Raw genomic sequence first — 16,748 nt, 5'->3', positions numbered from 1 at the left:
CCCGGTGAGCGAACACAACGAGCAGAAGCTGCGCGACTACCTCAACCGCGTCACCATCGACCTGCGCGACACCCGCCGACGGCTGCGCGAGGCCGAGAGCAGCAGCCGCGAGCCGATCGCCGTGGTCTCCATGAGCTGCCGCTTCCCCGGCGGCGTCCGCACCCCCGAGGAACTCTGGAACCTCCTGACCGCGGGCCGTGACGCCGTCACCGGCGTGCCCGGCGACCGCGGCTGGGACACCGCGGGACTCAGCGCGGGCGGTGTGCCCTGCCAGGGCGCGTTCCTCGACGGCGCCGCCGACTTCGACGCCGAGTTCTTCGCCGTGTCACCGCACGAGGCCGTCGCGATGGACCCGCAGCAGCGGCTGCTGCTCCAGGCCGCCTGGGAAGCCGTCGAACGCGCGGGCATCGACCCGGCGTCGCTGCGCGCCACCCGCACCGGAGTGTTCGCCGCCGCCATCGACCAGGGGTACGCCCAGCTCGGCACCGGCGCCCCCGAGACCGTCCAGGGCTTCCTGATGACCGGCAACTCGATGAGCGTGGTGTCCGGCCGCATCGCCTACGCGCTCGGCCTCCAAGGACCGGCCGTCACCGTCGACACCGCCTGCTCGGCCTCCCTGGTCGCCCTGCACCAGGCGGCGCGGGCGCTGCGCGCCGGGGAGTGCACGCTCGCCCTGGCGGGCGGGGTGACCGTGATGGCGCGGCCGTCGGTGTTCACCGAGTTCAGCCGCCAGGGAGCCATGGCCGCCGACGGCCGCTGCAAGCCGTTCTCGGCGTCCGCCGACGGCACCGGCTGGGGAGAGGGCGTCGGCGTGCTCCTCCTGGAACGCCTGTCCGACGCACACCGCAACGGCCACCCGGTCCTCGCCGTGCTGCGCGGCTCCGCCGTCAACCAGGACGGTGCCAGCAACGGCCTCACCGCGCCGAACGGGCCCAGTCAGCAGCGCGTCATCCGCGACGCGCTCGCCGACGCGGGCCTGTCCGCCGCCGACGTCGACGCCGTCGAGGCCCACGGCACCGGCACCCGACTCGGCGACCCCATCGAGGCCGACGCGCTGCTCGCCACGTACGGCCGGGACCGTCGCGGCGGGCAGCCCCTGTGGCTGGGCTCGCTGAAGTCGAACATCGGCCACACCCAGGCCGCCGCCGGGGTCGCGGGCGTCATCAAGACGGTCCTCGCGCTGCGCCACGGGCTGCTGCCCCGGTCCCTGCACATCACCGAGCCCACCCCGCACGTCGACTGGAGCGAGGGCGCCGTCGCGCTGCTGACCGAGGCCGGGAAGTGGCCCGAGACCGGCGGGCCGCGCCGGGCGGGCGTCTCCTCCTTCGGCATGAGCGGCACCAACGCCCACGTCATCCTGGAACGGGCCCCGGAGACCGAGCCGCCGCACCCCGCCGGCACCGCCCCGCCGGCCGTGCCCTGCCTGCTCTCCGGACGCACCGCGGCCGCCCTGCGCGACCAGGCCGTACGCCTCAGGGCGCGCCTCGCCGAGGACCCGCAGGCACGCCCCGCCGACCTCGGCTACTCGCTCGCCACCACCCGGACCGCCTTCCCGCACCGCGCCGCCGTGACGGCCGCCGACCGCGGTGAACTCCTCGCCGCGCTCGACCAGATGGCCCGCGACCCGCAGGGCGCCGCGACCGCCGTCACCGGCCTCGCCGAACCCGGGCCCGGCCGGGTCGCCATGGTCTTCCCGGGACAGGGCGCGCAGTGGCCCGGCATGGGCCGGGAACTCCTCGACACCGCGCCGGAGTTCGCCCGCTCCATGGCCGCCTGCGCGGACGCGCTGGCCCCCTTCGTGGACTGGTCGCTGCCCGACGTCGTACGCGGCGAACCGGGCGCGGCCGCCCTGGACCGGGTCGACGTGGTGCAGCCCGCGCTGTTCGCGACGATGGTGTCGCTGGCCGCCCTGTGGCGGTCCTGGGGTGTCGAACCGGACGCGGTGGTGGGGCACTCCCAGGGGGAGATCGCCGCCGCGGTGGTCGCCGGGGCGCTGTCCCTGGCGGACGGGGCGAAGGTCGTCGCCCTGCGCAGCCGGGCCATCGCCGCGCTCGCGGGCGGCGGCGGCATGGTGTCCCTCGCGGTGTCCCGCGAGCGGGCGGAGGAAGCGATCCTCCCCTGGGCCGGGCGGCTGTCGGTCGCCGCCGTCAACGGCCCCGCGTCCGTGGTGGTCTCCGGCGAAGCGCCGGCCCTCGCCGCACTGACCGAGCGGTGCGCGGCGGACGGCGTCCGGGCCCGTACGGTCCCCGTCGACTACGCCTCGCACTCCGCGCACGTCGAAAGCGTCGAACAGGAGGTCCTGGCGGCCCTCGCCGGCATCACCCCGGCCGCCGCCCGCGTCCCGCTGTTCTCCACCGTCACGGGGGAGTGGCTGGACACCACGGTCATGGACGCCGCGTACTGGTACCGCAACCTGCGCCACACCGTGCGCTTCGACACCGCCGTGCGCGCCCTCGCCGAACAGGGCCACGGCGTCTTCCTCGAAGTGTCCCCGCACCCCGTGCTGACGGTGCCCGTCCAGGACACCGCCGAGTCCGCGGGCGCCTCCGACGCCGTCGTCACCGGTACCCTGCGCCGCGACGAGGGCGGCCTGCGCCGCGCCCTCACCTCCGCGGCCGGACTGTGGGCGCGCGGCGTGCCGGTGGACTGGCGGAAGGTGTACGAGGGCTGGGACACGCGCCGCGTCGACCTGCCCACGTACCCGTTCCAGCAGCGGCGCCACTGGCTGACGCCCGCAGCGCCGCCGCCCGCCGACGGCGACACGGACTTCTGGGACCTGGTGGAACGCGGCGACGTGACGGAAGCGGCCACCGCCCTCGCCGTCGACGCCGCACCGCTGCGCGAGATCCTCCCCGCCCTAAGCAGCTGGCACCGCCACCGCACCGCCACCGATCCTTCCGACGCCTGGCGCTACCGCGTCGCCTGGCACCCGGTCCCCGACCCGCCGGCCCCCGCGCTCAGCGGGACCTGGCTGGTCCTGGCGCCCGAGGGACACGAGGAGAGCGAGACGGTGCGGGACGCCGTACGGGCGCTGCGCGAACACGGGGCCGAGGTGGTCACGGCACAGGTCGCGGCAGCCGACGCGGCGCATCCGAACACCGTGGACGCCCCCTCCCGGGTTCCGGCCGACGGCACCGCCGGCCGGGGCACGGCGACCGGTGAGACCGGCGAGGCCGGTGAGACCGGTGAGACCGGTGAGACCGGTGAGACCGGCGGGACCGGTGAGACCCGCGAGGCCGGTGAGGCCGGCGAGGCTGGTGAGACCGCTGAGACCCGCGAGAGCGGTGAGACCGACCCGGCCGCCGAGGCCCGCCGCCCCGCCGACCGCACCCGCCTCGCCGCCACCGTCACCCAGGCCGCCCACGGCCGTCCCCTCACCGCGGTCCTCTCCCTCCTCGGTCTGGCCGACCACCCGCACCCCGGCCACCCGGGCCTGCCCACCGGCACCGTCCTGACCCTCGCGCTCGTCCAGGCGCTCGGCGACCTCGGGGTCACCGCGCCGCTGTGGTGCGCCACCCGGGGCGCCGTCTCCACGGGCGCGGCCGATCCGCTCACCGCGCCCGCGCAGGCGCAGGTGTGGGGCACCGGCATGGTCGCCGCCCTGGAACACCCGCAGCGCTGGGGCGGACTGGTCGACCTGCCCGACACGGCCGACGCCCGGGCCCGGGAACGGCTCTGCGCCGCGCTCGGCGGCCCGGACGGCGAGGACCAGCTCGCGGTCCGCCCCACCGGCCTCTTCGTCCGCCGTCTCGTCCGAGCCCCCCGGCCCGCCCGGCCCGCCCGCCCCGCGCGCGCCTGGAAGCCCCGCGGCACCGTCCTGCTCACCGGCGGCACCGGAGCCCTCGGCCCGCACCTGGCCCGCTGGCTGGCCCGCGGCGGCGCCACCCACCTGGTCCTGCCCGGACGGCGCGGGGAGGACGCGCCCGCGGCGGCCGGACTGCGCGCGGAACTGGCCGCGTCCGGCGCAACCCTGGCGCTGCCCGTCTGCGACCTGGCCGACCGCGACCAGGTCGCACGGCTCCTCGCCGGACTCGACGCGGCCGGCACGCCCGTCACCGCCGTCGTGCACGCCGCCGCGGACATCGCGCTCGCCCCGCTCGACACCGTCCCCGTCGCGGCGTACGAGCGTGTCGTCGCCGCCAAGGCGGCGGGTGCGGCGCACCTCGACGCGCTGCTGGACCGCGAACTCGACGCGTTCGTGCTGTTCTCCTCGATCGCCGGGGTCTGGGGCAGCGGCGACCACGGTGCCTACGCCGCGGCCAACGCCCATCTCGACGCCCTCGCCCGGCACCGGCGTGACCGCGGCCTGAGCGCGACCACCGTCGACTGGGGCATCTGGCGGCCCGGACCGCCGGCCGCGGGCGGCACACCGGCCACCAAGGACACCGGCCTCTTCAACCTCGAAGAGCACGGCCTGCCCCGGATCGACGCCGAGCGGGCGCTCGCCGCGCTCCAGCGGGCCCTCGACGACGACGAGACGCTCGTGACCATCGCCGACGTCGACTGGGAGCGGTTCGCCCCGGTGTTCACCTCCAGCCGCCCCAGCCCGCTGCTGAGCACCGTCCCCGAAGCCCGCCGCGCCCTCGCGGGACCCGAGGACGCGGACGACCCGGCCGCCTCCGGACTGCGGCGGCGGCTCACCGCGCTGCGGCTCCCCGCCGAACGGGACCGGCTGCTGCTCGACCTCGTCCGCGGCCACGCCGCCGCCGTCCTCGGCCACGACCGCGCCGACGCCGTACCGCCCGCGAAGGCGTTCCAGGAGCTCGGCTTCGCCTCCCTCACCGCGGTCGAACTCCGCAACCGCCTCACCAAGGCGACCGGACTGCGGCTGCCGTCGACCCTCGTCTTCGACCACCCGTCGGCCGCCGTACTCGCCGCCCATCTGAAGTCCCGCCTGCTCGGCGCGGACGAGACGACGGCGGCGGAAAAGGAGGAGGACGGCACCCGCACCGGAGCCGCCGACGAGCCGATCGCCATCGTCTCCATGGGCTGCCGCCTGCCCGGCGGCGTCACCTCGCCCGAGGAACTCTGGCGGCTGCTCGCCGACCGCGGCGACGCCGTCACCGGGCTCCCCGCCGGGCGCGGCTGGGACCTCGACGCGCTCTACGACCCCGACCCGGAGCATTCGGGCACCTCGACCACCCGGCACGGCGGGTTCCTGCACGACGCCGCCGACTTCGACGCCGCCTTCTTCGGCATCTCACCCCGCGAGGCCCTCGCCATGGACCCGCAGCAGCGGCTCCTGCTGGAGGTCTCCTGGGAGGCCCTCGAACGCGCGGGCCTGGACCCGGAGGCGCTGCGCGGCAGCCGTACGGGCGTCTTCACCGGCGTCAACTACAGCGACTACGGCGCCGTGGTGGCCCGTTCCGCCGAGGGCGAGGGCCATCTGCTGACCGGCAGCGCCCCCAGCATCGTCTCCGGGCGCGTCGCCTACACTCTCGGCCTGGAGGGCCCGGCGGTCACCGTCGACACCGCCTGCTCGTCGGCGCTGGTCGCCCTGCACCTGGCGGCCCGCGCCCTGCGCGCGGGGGACTGCTCGCTGGCCCTGGTCGGCGGCGTGGCGGTGATGGCGACACCCGGCGCGCTGATCAGCTTCTCGCGGCAGCGCGGTCTCGCGGCCGACGGACGGTGCAAGGCGTTCGCGGACGGCGCCGACGGCATGGGCATGGGCGAGGGAGCCGGAGTGCTGCTCGTCGAGCGGCTGAGCGAGGCCCGCCGCGCCGGCCATCCCGTCCTCGCGGTGCTGCGCGGCTCCGCCGTCAACCAGGACGGCGCCAGCAACGGCCTCTCGGCCCCCAACGGGCCCAGCCAGCAGCGCGTCATCCGCGCCGCCCTCGCCGACGCGGGCCTGACCGGCGCGGACGTCGACGTGGTGGAGGCCCACGGCACCGGCACCACCCTGGGCGACCCCATCGAGGCGCAGGCGCTCCTCGCCACCTACGGCCAGGACCGGCCCGCGGGACGGCCCCTCCTGATCGGCTCCCTCAAGTCCAACATCGGCCACACCCAGGCCCTCTCCGGGGTCGCGGGCGTCATGAAGACGGTCCTGGCCCTGCGTCACGCCACCGTCCCGGCGACGCTCCACGCCGACCGGCCCACCACCCACGTGGACTGGACCCAAGGCCACGTCGCCCTCGTGACCGAGCACGAGCGGTGGCCCGAGGCGGGCCGGCCGCGCCGCGCGGGCGTCTCCTCCTTCGGGCTCAGCGGCACCAACGCCCACGTCATCCTGGAACAGGCGCCGGAACCCGAACCGCCGGAACCCGCAGCACCGGGCTCCGACGCACTGGAACCCGCCGCAACGGGACTGCACGCACCGGAACCCGACGCACCGGGACTCGACCCAGTGGAGTCCAACGCACCGGAGCCCGAGCGCCCCCGCACCGCCCCGGCCGTCCCCTGGTGCCTGTCGGCCCGCTCCGCCGACGCCCTGCGCGCCCAGGCCGAACGCCTGCTCCACCACCTGTCCGGCACGGACCAGGCCGACGCGGCGGACGTGGCCCTGTCCCTCGCGGGACGCACCGCCTTCCCGCACCGCGCGGTCCTCGTCGGCGGCCACGACCGGCTGCTGTCCGCCCTGCGGGAGTGGGCCGCGGGCGCCGCCCCCGCCGTCCACGCAGTCGCGGACACCGACGGGCGCACCGTCCTGATGTTCCCCGGCCAGGGTTCGCAGTGGACCGGCATGGCCCGCCGGCTCCTCGACGAGTCACCCGAGTTCGCCGACGCCCTGCACGCCTGCGCGGACGCGCTCGCCCCGTACGTCGACTGGTCGCTGCTCGACGTCGTACGCGACGGCGACCGGCTGGACCGGGTCGACGTGGTGCAGCCCGTCCTCTTCGCCGTGATGGTGTCCCTCGCGCGGCTGTGGCGGGCGTACGGCGTCGTCCCGGACGCCGTCGTCGGCCACTCCCAGGGAGAGATCGCCGCGGCCGTGGTGGCCGGCGCGCTGACGCCGCGGGACGGGGCGAAGATCGTCGCCCTGCGCAGCCGCGCGCTCGCCCGGCTCGCCGGGCACGGCGGCATGGTGTCGCTCGCCCTGCCGTCGGCACGGGCCGCCGAGCTGATCGCGGCCTGGGCGGGACGGCTGTCGCTGGCGGCGGTCAACGGGCCGTCCGCGGTGGTGGTCTCCGGTGACGCGGACGCCCTGGACCAGCTCATGGAGACATGCGAAGCGGACGGCGTACGGGCCCGGCGTGTGGACGTCGACTACGCGTCCCACTCCGCCCACATGGAAGCCCTCGAAGCCGAACTGACCACCGCCCTCGCGGACATCGAGCCCACCGCGGCGGACATCCCGCTGTACTCCACGGTGACGGACGGCTGGCTGGACACGGCGACGATGGACGCCCGCTACTGGTACGCCAACCTCCGGCGCACCGTGGGCTTCGAGTCCGCCGTCCGCGCCCTCGCCGCGGCGGGCCACCGCACGTACATCGAGGTGAGCCCGCACCCGGTCCTCACCCCGGCCGTCGAGGAGACGCTGGAGTCGGTGGGCGTCGACGCCGCCGTGCTCGGCACGCTGCGCCGCGACGAGGGCGGCATGGAGCGCATGCTGCGGTCCCTCGGCGCCGCGTGGGCGCACGGCGCCCCCGTCGGCTGGGCGCCTCTGTTCGCGGGCACCGCCGCCCGCCGCGTCGACCTGCCCACGTACGCCTTCCAGCACCGGCCCTACTGGGCCGTGCCGGGCCCGGACAGCGGCGGCGGCCTCACGGCGGCGGGTCTCGGCACGACCGGGCACCCCCTGCTGGGCGCGGCCGTCGAACTCGCCGACACCGGCGAGACGGTGCTCAGCGGACGGATCTCGGTGCGCACCCACCCCTGGCTCGCGGACCACGCCGTGGCGGACGTCGTCCTGCTGCCCGGCGCCGCGTTCGTGGACCTCGCCGTCCGCGCCGGGGACGAGGCCGGCTGCCGCGTCCTGGAGGAACTCACCCTCCGGGCCCCGCTGGTGCTGCCCGCCACCGGCGGCGTACGGCTCCAGGTCCGGGTCGGCGCTCCGGACGGCACCGGCCGGCGCACCGTGGACGTGCACGCGCGGCCGGACGCCACGGCCGACGCGCCGTGGACACCGCACGCCTCCGGCGTCCTGGCCGAAGCCGCCGGGGACGGCGCACCGGCGCAGGAGGAGAGCCGGCCTCCCGCCGGCGCCGAGCCCGTCGACGTCGACGGCCTCTACGAGCGGTTCGCCGCGGCCGGCTACGGCTACGGACCCGCCTTCCGGGGGCTGCGCGCGGCCTGGCGGCACGGCGACGACCTGTACACCGAGGTACGCCTGGACGAGGACCAGCACGCGGCGGCCGCGGCCTTCGGCATCCACCCCGCGCTGCTCGACGCGGCGCTGCACGGACTGTGGCTGGCCGCCGTGGGCAGCGCGGGCCCGGACCCGGCACCGGGCACCGCGCGGCTGCCGTTCGCCTGGACGGGGGTGACCCTGCACGCCTCCGGCGCCACCGCACTGCGCGTCCGCCTCTCCCCGGACACCGACGGGACCACGTCCCTCACCGCGCACGACCCCGCCGGCCGGCCGGTGCTCACGGTGACCGGACTCGCCGTCCGGCCCGTCGACGTGGACGCCCTGCGCGCCGCCACCGCCCCGGCGGCGGACGACTCCCTGTACCGCCTGGAGTGGACGCCCGTGCCCGCCCCGGCCACCGCCCCCGCACCGCCCGGCCGCCTGGCCGCTCTCGGCCCGGGCGTTCCCCTGCCCGACACCTACCCGGACCTCGCCGGCCTCGCCGCGGCCGTCGACCGCGGGGCACCCGTGCCCGACGTGGTCGTCGTGCCGTGCGCCACGGCCGCCGGGGCCGCCAGGGCTGACGGGGAAGCCAGGACTCACGGGGACGCCACGGCCGACGGGGACGACGCGGCCGCCGTACGGGCCGTCGTGGGCGCCACTCTCGCGCTCGTCCAGACCTGGCTGGCCGACGACCGGTTCGCCGGCACCCGCCTGGTGTTCCTCACGCGCGGCGCCGTCCGCACGGGACCCGACGACGGCCCGAGCGACCCCGCGGGCGCGGCGGCACGCGGCCTGCTGCGCTCGGCCCAGTCCGAGCATCCCGGCCGTCTCGTCCTCCTCGACACCCCGGACGGAGACGGCCTGCCCGCCCTGCTGCCGGCCGTCCTGGACCTCGACGAGCCCCAACTCGCCGTACGCGACGGGAAACTGCTCGCCGCCCGCCTCACCCGGGTCCCGGCCCCGGAGGAGACCGCCGGACGGTCCGTGCCGCTGGACCCCGACGGCACCGTCCTGGTCACCGGCGCCGGCGGCGTACTCGGCGGGCTCGTGGCCCGGCACCTCGCGGCCCGGCACGGAGTGGGACACCTGCTCCTGGCCGGACGGCGCGGAGCCGGCACACCCGGGGCCGCCACGCTCCTCGCCGACCTCCAAGCCCTCGGCGCCCAGGCGGAGTTCGCGGCCTGCGACGTAGCCGATCCGGCCGCCGTCGCGGAGCTGCTGGCGGGCGTGCCGGCCGAGCACCCCCTGACGGCCGTCGTGCACGCCGCCGGTGTCCTCGACGACGGTGTCGTCACCTCGCTCACCCCCGAACGCCTCGACCGCGTCCTGCGGCCCAAGACCGACGCGGCCCTCGCCCTGCACGAGGCGACCCGCGACCTGCCGCTGTCCGCGTTCGTCCTCTTCTCCTCCGCGGCGGGCGTCGCCGGCAACCCGGGCCAGGCCGGCTACGCGGCCGCCAACGCCTGCCTGGACGCCCTGGCGGAGCGCCGTCAGGCCGCCGGGCTGCCCGCCCAGTCCCTCGCCTGGGGCCTGTGGGAACGGCGCAGCGAGATGACCGGCACCCTGGACGGGACCGGACTCGGGCGGATGACCCGCGGCGGTGTCGCCGCACTCTCCGACGCCCAGGGCCTCGCCCTGTTCGACGCGGCGCTGCGCCTCGACGACGCCCTGCTCGTGCCCGTACGCCTCGACACCGCCCGGCTGCGGGCGGGCGCCGGGCGCGGGCCCGTGCCGCCGCTGCTGCGCGGCCTGGTGCGCGCCGCCCGGCCCGCCGCCGCCGCGGCCGCCGCCGAAGTGGCGTCACTGCGCGAACACCTGGCCTCCCTGGGGGCCGAGGAACGCCGGCAGCGGATCGAGGAGCTGGTACGGGCCCGGGTCGCCGACGTCCTCGGGCACGACGGAGGCGAAGCGATCGACCCGGAGCAGGCCTTCAAGGACCTCGGATTCGACTCCCTGACCGCCGTAGACCTCCGTAACCGCCTGAACGCGGCCACCGGTCTGCGCCTGCCCGCCACCCTCGTCTTCGACCACCCCACCCCGGCGGCCGCGGCCGCCTACATGACCGCGCGCCTCGCCCCGGCCGCCCGGCCCGCCGACCCCGGCGGCCCGGACGGCGACCGGGAACTCCAGCGGCGGCTCGCCGCCGTACCGGTGACGCGGCTGCGCGAGGCCGGACTGCTGGACGCGGTGCTCCGCCTCACCGAGAACGACGCCGGGGGAGCGGACCGCACCACGAAACCTACGGGAACGGACCTCGCGGACGACCCCGGCGCCATCAAGGAGATGGAAGTGGACGCCCTCGTGCGGATGGCCCTGGGCGGCGGCGAGCGTGCCTGAGCCGGCGAGGGAAGAAAGGAAGACCATGTCCACGGACCGAGTGGTCGAGGCACTGAGGGCCTCCCTCCTCGACAACCAGCGCCTGCGCCAGGAGAACGGCAGACTCGCCGCCGAGGCCGACGGTGCCCGCGAACCGATCGCCGTGGTCGCGATGAGCTGCCGCTTCCCCGGCGGCGTCGCCTCCCCGGAAGACCTGTGGGAACTGCTCGTCAAGGAACGGGACGCCGTCACCGGCTTCCCCGCCGACCGGGGCTGGGACCTCGACGGCGTCTTCGACGACGACCCGGACGCGCCGGGAACCTCGTACACACGCGAAGGCGGCTTCCTCCACGACGCCTGCGCCTTCGACCCCGGCTTCTTCGGGATCTCGCCGCGCGAGGCCCTCGCCATGGACCCCCAGCAGCGCCTCCTCCTGGAGACCTCCTGGGAGGCGATCGAGCGCGCGGGCATCGACCCCCTCACCCTCAAGGGCAGCCGCACCGGCGTCTACGCGGGCCTCATCTACAGCGAGTACGGCTCCCGCCTCGCCCAGGTGCCCGAGGAACTGGAGGGCTTCCTCGGCACCGGTTCCATCGCCAGCGTCGCCTCCGGCCGCGTCGCCTACACCCTGGGCCTGGAGGGACCCGCGGTCACCCTGGACACCGCCTGCTCCTCCTCCCTCGTCGCCCTCCACCTCGCCTGCCAGGCCCTGCGGGCGGGTGACGCCACCCTGGCCCTGGCGGGAGGCGTCACCGTGATGGCCACACCCGGCTTCTACGTCGGGTTCAGCAGGCAGCGCGCTCTCGCGCCGGACGGCCGCTGCAAGTCCTTCGCCGCCGCCGCCGACGGCGCGGGCTTCGGCGAAGGCGCCGGCATGCTCCTCCTGGAGCGCCTGTCCGACGCCCGCCGCAACGGCCACCCGGTCCTCGCCGTGATCCGCGGCTCGGCCGTCAACCAGGACGGCGCGAGCAACGGCCTGACCGCACCCAACGGCCCCGCCCAGGAACGCGTCATCCGGCAGGCCCTGGACAGCGCCGGACTCACCCCGGCCGAGGTCGACGCCGTCGAGGCACACGGCACCGGCACCGTCCTCGGCGACCCCATCGAGGCACAGGCACTGCTCGCCGCCTACGGGCGGCAGCGACCCCCGGACCAGCCACTGTGGGTCGGCTCCCTCAAGTCCAACCTCACGCACACCCAGGCGGCCGCCGGGGTCGGCGGCGTCATCAAGACGGTCCTCGCGCTCCGCCACGGCCTGCTGCCGCGCACCCTGCACCTCGACCGGCCCACCCCGCAGGTCGACTGGACCGAAGGCGCCGTCCGCCTGCTCACCACCGCGACACCGTGGCCCGCCACGGGCCGCCCGCGCCGCGCCGGGGTCTCCTCCTTCGGGGCCAGCGGCACCAACGCCCACGCCATCCTGGAACAGGCCCCCGAGGAACCGGCGGCCGAACGCGAGGAGGACGACGGCCCCGTCGCCTGGCCGCTGTCCGCCAAGAGCGCACAGGCACTGCGCGGACAGGCCGCCGCCCTGCACGCCCACGTCCTGGCCGACCCGGCGCTCCGCCCCGCCGACATCGGACTCTCCCTGGCCACCGGCCGCTCCCGGTTCACCGAGCGCGCCGTCGTCGTGGGGTCCGGCCGCGCCGAACTCCTCGACGGCCTCGGCGCACTGGCACGCGGCGACCTCCTCGCCGACGGCGCCACCGGCACCGCCCCGCGCGGCGCCCGCAAGGCGGTCTACGTCTTCCCCGGACTCGGCGCCCAGTGGCCCGGCATGGCGACCGGACTCCTCGACACCTCCCCGGTGTTCGCCGCCCGCGTGGCCGACTGCGAACGGGCCTTCGCCCCGTACCTCGACTGGTCGCTGAGCGCGGCGCTGCGCGGCGCGCCGGACGCCCCGGCCCTGGACCGCGTCGAGGTCCTCCAGCCCGCGCTGTTCACCGTGATGGTGTCCCTCGCGGCGGTGTGGCGCGCCCACGGCGTGGAGCCCGCGGCGGTGGTGGGCCACAGCCAGGGCGAGGTCGCCGCGGCGTGCGTAGCCGGAGCCCTCACCCTTCAGGACGCCGCCCGGGTGGCGGCCCTGCGCAGCCGCGCCGTGGCCGGCGTCACCGGCGGGGGCGGCATGGCCACCTTGATGATGTCGGAGCAGGAGGCCGGGCGGCTCCTGGCCGAGCACGCCCCGCGGGTGTCGGTCGCGGCCGTCAACGGCCCCCGGGTCGTGGTCGTCGCGGGCCCCTCCGCGGCCGTCCGCGACCTCGTCGCGGACCTGTCCGAGCAGGGCCTCATGGCCTGGAACATCCCCGTCGACTACGCCTCGCACTCCGGCGCCGTCGACGCCGTACGGGACGAACTGCGCACCGCGCTCGCCGATATCACCCCGCGCACCCCCGACGTGCCGCTGCTCTCCGCCGTCGACGCCGACTGGCTGACCGCCGACGGCATCACCGCCGGGTACTGGTTCCGCAACCTGCGCGAACCCGTCCGCTTCCACGCGGCCGTGCGCCGGCTGCTCGACGCGGGCCACCGCACCTTCGTCGAGGTCAGCCCGCACCCCACGCTCACCTACGGCATCGCGGACACCGCGGCCGACGCCGGCCGCGACGACGTGCGGGTGCTCGGCACCCTGCGCCGCGACGAGGGCGGCCGACGGCGGCTGCTGCTCGCCCTGGGCGAGGCGTACACGGCCGGCCTCCCGGTCGACTGGCGGCCCGTGTACGAGGCGACCGGGGCCCGCCGCGCGGACCTGCCCACCTACGCCTTCCAGCGGCAGCGCTACTGGCTCGACGCGCCCGCCCCCGGCGGCGACCCGGCCACGGCCGGCCAGAGCGACCCCGGCCACCCCCTGCTCGGCGCGGCGGTCGACCTGCCGGGCGGCGGCACCCTGTTCACCGGACGGCTCTCGACGGCCACCCGCCCCTGGCTCGCCGACCACGCCGTCGCCGGAACCGTCCTGCTGCCCGGCGTGGCCTTCCTGGAGATGGCGGCCCACGCCGGCCGCCTCCTCGGCCCCGCCCGGGTCGAGGAGCTGACCCTCGCCGCCCCGCTGGTCCTGCCCGCCCCCGACGAGGCCACCGGCGTCCAGCTGCGCCTCACCGTGGGCCCGGCGGACGAGCGGGGACTGCACGAGATCGCGTTCCACTCCCGGCCCGAGGACGCGCCGGGCCAGGACTGGACCCGGCACGCGAGCGGCCACCTCGCCCCCGGCACCCGGCACCCGGCACCCGCCGGGCCCGCGATCTGGCCGCCCGAGGGCGCCCGGCCACTGAGCGTCGAGGACCTGTACGGCGCCATGGAGGCCAGGGGCGTCCAGTACGGTCCCGCCTTCCGAGGCCTGCGCACCGCCTGGAGCCGCGGCGACGACATCTTCGCCGAAGTGACATTGCCCGACGGCCTGACGGACGCCTTCGCCGTCCACCCCGCGCTGCTCGACGCGGCTCTCCAGTCGGCCGGTCTCCGGGCCGCCGACATGCGCGGGGACGGCGTGCCGCTGCCGTTCTCGTGGAGCCGGGTCACGCTCGGCCCGGCCGCGGGACGGACCCTGCGCGTGTCCCTGCGCCCCGACGGCACCGACGCGGTGAGCGTGCGCGTCACCGGCGAGGACGGCCGGCTCGTCGCGGACATCGGGTCGCTGACCCTGCGCACGGCCTCGTACGACGGACTGCGCGACCCCGGCCGTTCGCTGTACCGCGTGGACTGGATCCGGGCGGAGCGGCTGCCCGCGCCACCCGCCCGCGGCCGCTGGGCGCTGCTCGGGGAGCACGACGCCCGGCTGCTGCCGGAAGGCTTCGCCGCCGCGGCCGACGCGCCGGACGCGGTCGTCCTGCCCTGCCCGCCACCGGCCGGAGCCGGCACACCCGAGGCGGTGCACGCCGTCACCGGGGCCGTCCTGGAAAGGGTGCGGGCCTGGCTCGCGGACCCCGCGTCCCCCGCCGTCCCGCTGGTCGTCCTCACCCGGGGCGCCGCCGGGCCCGGCACCGAGCCCGTGGACGCCGCGTCCGCCGCCGTCTGGGGCCTGCTGCGCTCGGCCCAGCTCGAACACCCGGACCAATTCGTCCTGCTGGACACCGACGACCCGGCCGAGACGGCCGCGTCCCTGCCCGCCGTACTCGCCGCCGGTGAACACCAGCTCGCGCTCAGGAACGGCGAGCTGTACGCACCGAGGCTCGTCCGCGCCGCGCCGTTCGCCGGGCGCTGCGAGGCGGCGTTCGACCCGGCCGGCACCGTCCTGCTGACCGGCGGGGGCGGCGTCCTCGCGGGCATCCTCGCCCGGCACCTCGTCACCCGGCACGGCGTACGCCACCTGCTGCTGCTCGGCCGCAATGGCGCCCGCCGTCCCGGCACGGCGGAACTGGCCGAGGAGCTACGGCAGTCGGGCGCCGAGGTGACCGTCGCCGCCTGCGACGTGGCGGACCGCGCGGCCGTCGCCCGCGCCCTGGCCGGGATACCGGCGGAGCACCCGCTGCGCGCCGTCGTCCACACCGCGGGCGTCCTCGACGACGGCCTGCTCCAGGCGCAGACCCCCGAGCGGCTGAGCGCCGTGCTGCGGCCCAAGGTGGACGGGGCCCACCATCTGCACACCCTCACCCGGGACGCGGACCTGACGGCGTTCGTCGTCTACTCCTCGGCCGCGGGAATTCTCGGCAGCCCCGGCCAGTCCACGTACGCCGCGGCCAACGCCGCCCTCGACGCCCTCATGACCGCACGGCACCGCCTCGGCCTGCCCGCCACCTCACTGGCCTGGGGTCTGTGGGAGCCACGCAGCGGCCTGACCACCGGCCTGTCCGACACCGACCTGCGGCGCATGGCCCGCGGCGGCGTGCGCGGCCTGTCGGCGGCGGACGGCGTGGCGCTGTTCGACGGCGCCCTCGCCCTCTCCGCGTCCGACGGGCCCGTGCTCGTCCCCGTCCACCTCGACCTCGCCGCCTACCGGGGCCGGCCGGTGCCGCCGCTCCTGCGCTCCCTCGTCAAGGCCCCGGCCGCGCCCCGGACCGAGACCGACGGCACGTCGCTGCGGCAGCGCCTCGCCGCCGCCGACGCGGACCAGCACGGACCCATCCTCCTCGGCGTCGTCCTGGACGAGGCCGCCGAGGTGCTCGGCCACACCACCTCCGAGGCGCTCGGCGCGCAGGACGCGTTCCTCTCCGTCGGCTTCGACTCGCTGACCGCGGTCGAACTGCGCAACCGGCTCGCCGCCCGCACCGGACTGCGGCTGCGCCCCACCGCGGTCCTCGACAGCGGCACCCCGGCCCGCCTCGCCGACGTACTGCGCGCCGGACTGGCCGAACCGGCCCCGGACGACGACGGACCGGTGACCGGGCAACCCGCGGCCACCGGCCCGGTCAGCACCCTGTTCCGGCAGGCGTGCGAGACCGGCCGGGTCGACGAGGGCATCGCGCTGCTGAAGCACGCCGCCGCCCTGCGCCCCGACTTCCGCACCGGAGCCGAACTCCTGGCCGCCGACGCCAAACCCGGGCTGCTGCGCCTGGGCGGCGACGACAGCACCCCGCACCTGGTCTGCTTCGGTTCCGTCGTCGCGCTGGGCGGCGCCCACCAGTACGCGCGCTTCGCCGCACGGTTCCGCGACCGCTACGGCGTCAGCGCCCTCGCGGCCCCCGGCTTCCTGCCGGGCGAACCGGTCCCGGCCGCGATGTCCGCGCTCCTCGACTTCCAGGCGCGGACCCTGCGCGCGGAACTCGGCGAGCGGCCCCTCGTCCTGCTGGGCTCCTCCTCCGGCGGCACCCTCGCCCACGGCGTCGCGGCCCGCCTGGAGGAGCTGGGCGCCGGCCCGGCCGCGGTGGTCCTGCTCGACACCTACCTCTCGGACAACGGAGGGATGACCCAGTTCAACGACGTCCTCATCGACGGCATGTTCACCCGTGAGCAACGGGCCGCCCCCATGGACGACACCCGGCTCACCGCCATGGGCCGCTACTTCCGCCTCCTCGACACCTGGACCCCGCCCGCCGTCCGGGCGCCCACCCTCCTCGTCCGCGCCCGCGAACCCCTCGGCACCCCGGACCCCGGCGCGGGCGACTGGCGCGCCACCTGGCCGACCGCGCAGAGCGTCGTGGACGTGCCCGGCGACCACTTCTCCCTCATGGAACAGCACGTCGGCACCACGGCCCGGGCCGTCGCCGACTGGCTCGGCACCGTCCTCACCGCCCCGGGCACCACCACACCCTGACGTCCACCA

The 16,748-nt window shown here is 76.9% G+C and carries 2 protein-coding genes; both read left to right on the top strand.

Annotation, left to right across the window (positions count from 1 at the left end):
- Nucleotides 1-4: 4 nt before the first annotated feature.
- The gene (locus ACH4OA_RS28755; RefSeq protein WP_397971961.1) at nucleotides 5-10,573 is read left to right on the top strand and encodes an SDR family NAD(P)-dependent oxidoreductase; all 10,569 of its coding nucleotides are present in this window, start codon (nucleotides 5-7) and stop codon (nucleotides 10,571-10,573) included.
- A gap of 25 nt (nucleotides 10,574-10,598) precedes the next feature.
- Entirely contained in the window at nucleotides 10,599-16,739 is a 6,141-nt protein-coding gene (locus ACH4OA_RS28750) for an SDR family NAD(P)-dependent oxidoreductase (RefSeq protein WP_397971959.1), read from the top strand.
- Nucleotides 16,740-16,748: the final 9 nt, after the last annotated feature.

Source organism: Streptomyces sp. NPDC017095 (assembly GCF_044332325.1).
Taxonomy (GTDB): Bacteria; Actinomycetota; Actinomycetes; order Streptomycetales; family Streptomycetaceae; genus Streptomyces.
The sequence above is the reverse complement of the archived record's forward strand: the minus strand, read 5'-3'. Positions and strand labels throughout refer to the sequence as shown.

Bases quoted from the DNA above. Each gene is read 5' to 3' on its own strand.
- ACH4OA_RS28750 (WP_397971959.1), top strand. From the start codon at position 10,599: ATGTCCACGGACCGAGTGGTCGAGGCACTGAGGGCCTCCCTCCTCGAC.